Below are 2,629 nucleotides of genomic sequence, written 5' to 3'. Positions count from 1 at the left end.
TCTTAAATGATAATAATTTTAAAGATTCGCAACTTAAATCAATTGTTGGTACAAATTTTACTTCAGAGCTAATTTCTAATGCTGAGACTAATAATTTCAATTGTATTAAGATTCAGAATTTGTTTTTTGTGGACGATAGTTATGCTAATTACTGTAAAGCTTATATAAGTCAATTCAGAAAAGAATTGGATGAAAGTGAAATAGGTAAAATTATTGATTTAAATTACCATATAAATGGTAAAAGCTTCCATTCCATTATTCAATTTCTATATTCTAAATTAAAAGAAGGTGTTGATGATTTTATTATAGTTAAAGGAGATCTTGGCACTGGTAAATCTGTAACCGCTAAATACCTTACTTATTTAATTTGTGAGCAGTATTTGAAACACCCATTTACAAGTATTAAAGCAGTCTATGTGAATCTCAACAACTACAATGTTAAAGCAACTGTAAATGAAATACTAAACCCAATTTTTGATAATTATAGATCTTTATCACAGGACGATAAAAGTATTCTCGTCGACGGAATTATGAAAGATCAAATTTTCCAAATAATCGATTCCGTTGATGAAATGAACTATAACTATGGAGAAAAAGGGTTTGAACAATTAAAAAAATTCCTTGCTTCGTTTGTTAATAATTTGTCAACATTATTTTTTCTTAGGTCTACATATTTTAAAACTAACAAACAAATGATAGACTACTTAGGCTCTCTTAAATTTAGTCCGCAATCTATAGACGAAAATGATACAATTAGTACAATTGTAGAATTATGTCATTATGATGAGAAACAATTAGAAAGGATTTTTAACAGCCATTTTGAGGGTTACAATAAGGCAGAAGAACTATTTAAAAAGATACTTTCTAGTAATCTTAAAACATTAATTATTGATCCATTATTGTTCTACTATATTTTACTTTACCTTAAGAGAGAATATGAAAATCTTGATGAACTCCTAACCATCAGATTTGATAGCAATCGTCTTAACATAATCGACTTTATTATTTCTAAATTATTAGAAAGAGAATTCTTAAAAAGAAAACGCCACGAGATAGTCACTCCTGAGTTCATGAAAGATTTTGTAAACTTTATTAATATGTCTGCATATAAAGTATTGGTCTTAGAAAGTAAAAGAAATTTTTCTTTATCTGATTGGGATGATTTTATTGAATCATCAATTGGAAATAAGTATAGTTCTAAATCAATTGAAAAAAATGAATTAGCGGCAGCTTTTCGAACGATGGCTTGGGTAAAGAGAAATGATGCCAATAATACATTTGCATTCCGACACGAAGCTTTAAATTATTTATGTGCTTCCAAACATCTAAATTATTCACTTAATCAGTCTTCGTCGGAACAAGAATTACTTCTTAATGAATTATTCCAGAATCAATCTGTATACCATCAGCTAATTAGTTATTCTGCACAAACTTATACAAAAGAAAATATTTTAAATTTTATTCAATTCCTTGCAAATACATCCAATGATAAAATTATAAAATTAATTAGAGATATTTTAATTAATAGTAATAGACCTAATGAAGTACTTATTTATAGTCATGATAGGGTTGAAGAGATATCTGGAAATATTAGACTTCTAGCAGACATTATTTTGGTTTTAGAGAATTACCCTGATTTATTTAAATACATTTACCCCATTATCAAAAATAATCTTACTTCACATCGGAAAGTGCATCTGATATTACCATTATTATTCCGTTATAATTTAAAGATAAGTCCTACTAGCAAAGTTGAAAAAAATATAATGATTTTATTGGATGAGTTCCGTTTAGCTGTAACCGATTTAAAATGGTTTATCCCTGGATTTAAACTATCCATCCATGACCAATTATATTATTTTAGAAGAAACCAAGAAGAATGTTATGATACTCAATTAGGAAAAACATTGGGATTAACTTTTATTGATTGTTATTCTTATGAATCATATCAAAATATATTTGAAAAAATTGATCCAGCTTATTCAGCGGATAATTTTGAATTAAATAAATATTTTAAAAAATCTAAAGACTTTTATTTAACTCGATTAAAAAAGTAAATATTCTCGGCAGTTAAAAGCTATTTCTTGGTCGATTAGGAATAATTGAAAACAATGTTGCAAGAATATGTAAAAAAAATCGAGAAGAGATAAAAATTGCAGAAGAGAATTAATGTAGAGACTCGCCGTGGCGAGTCTCTACGATAGATAATAGATTAAAATGTAAAGACGCCACATGTGGCGTCTCATTTTACAAACGAGACGTGATAAACCTGCCTGCGGTAGGCAGGCAACATCTCTACAAAAAAAATTTCCTTCAAAAAATTATATTCCTAAAAGATATTGCAGTTTTAAAAAGTACTGCTGGCTTGTATTGATTACTCCGTTATTACCCTCGTAATTAAAATAACTGCTGGTTGCACCTGCAAAGAAAGTAGTAAAAGCATTCAGCTTATAACTGAACAGGGGATAGATCTGAAAATTTTTAGCAAATGTATCATACTGAACAATAGTTCTAAAAAAAATCTCTGGTGAAAATTGGTAGATGGCAACGGCGCGGTAAATATTTCCGTCATAGTATAATTCCCCGGTATCATTGCTTGATAATCTTGCCCGTGAATAAGAGAATTCGA

The 2,629-nt window shown here is 28.6% G+C and carries 2 pseudogenes; one reads left to right on the top strand and one right to left on the bottom strand.

What is annotated here, in order from left to right:
• A pseudogene (locus tag A2255_09805) lies at window positions 1–2,057 on the top strand (hypothetical protein).
• A 264-nt stretch (window positions 2,058–2,321) separates the two neighbouring features.
• Here A2255_09805 and A2255_09800 read toward each other — a convergent pair.
• Window positions 2,322–2,629, bottom strand: a pseudogene (locus A2255_09800) (hypothetical protein).

This window comes from Candidatus Melainabacteria bacterium RIFOXYA2_FULL_32_9 (assembly GCA_001784615.1).
Taxonomy (GTDB): Bacteria; Cyanobacteriota; Vampirovibrionia; order Gastranaerophilales; family UBA9579; genus UBA9579.
The sequence above is the reverse complement of the archived record's forward strand: the minus strand, read 5'-3'. Positions and strand labels throughout refer to the sequence as shown.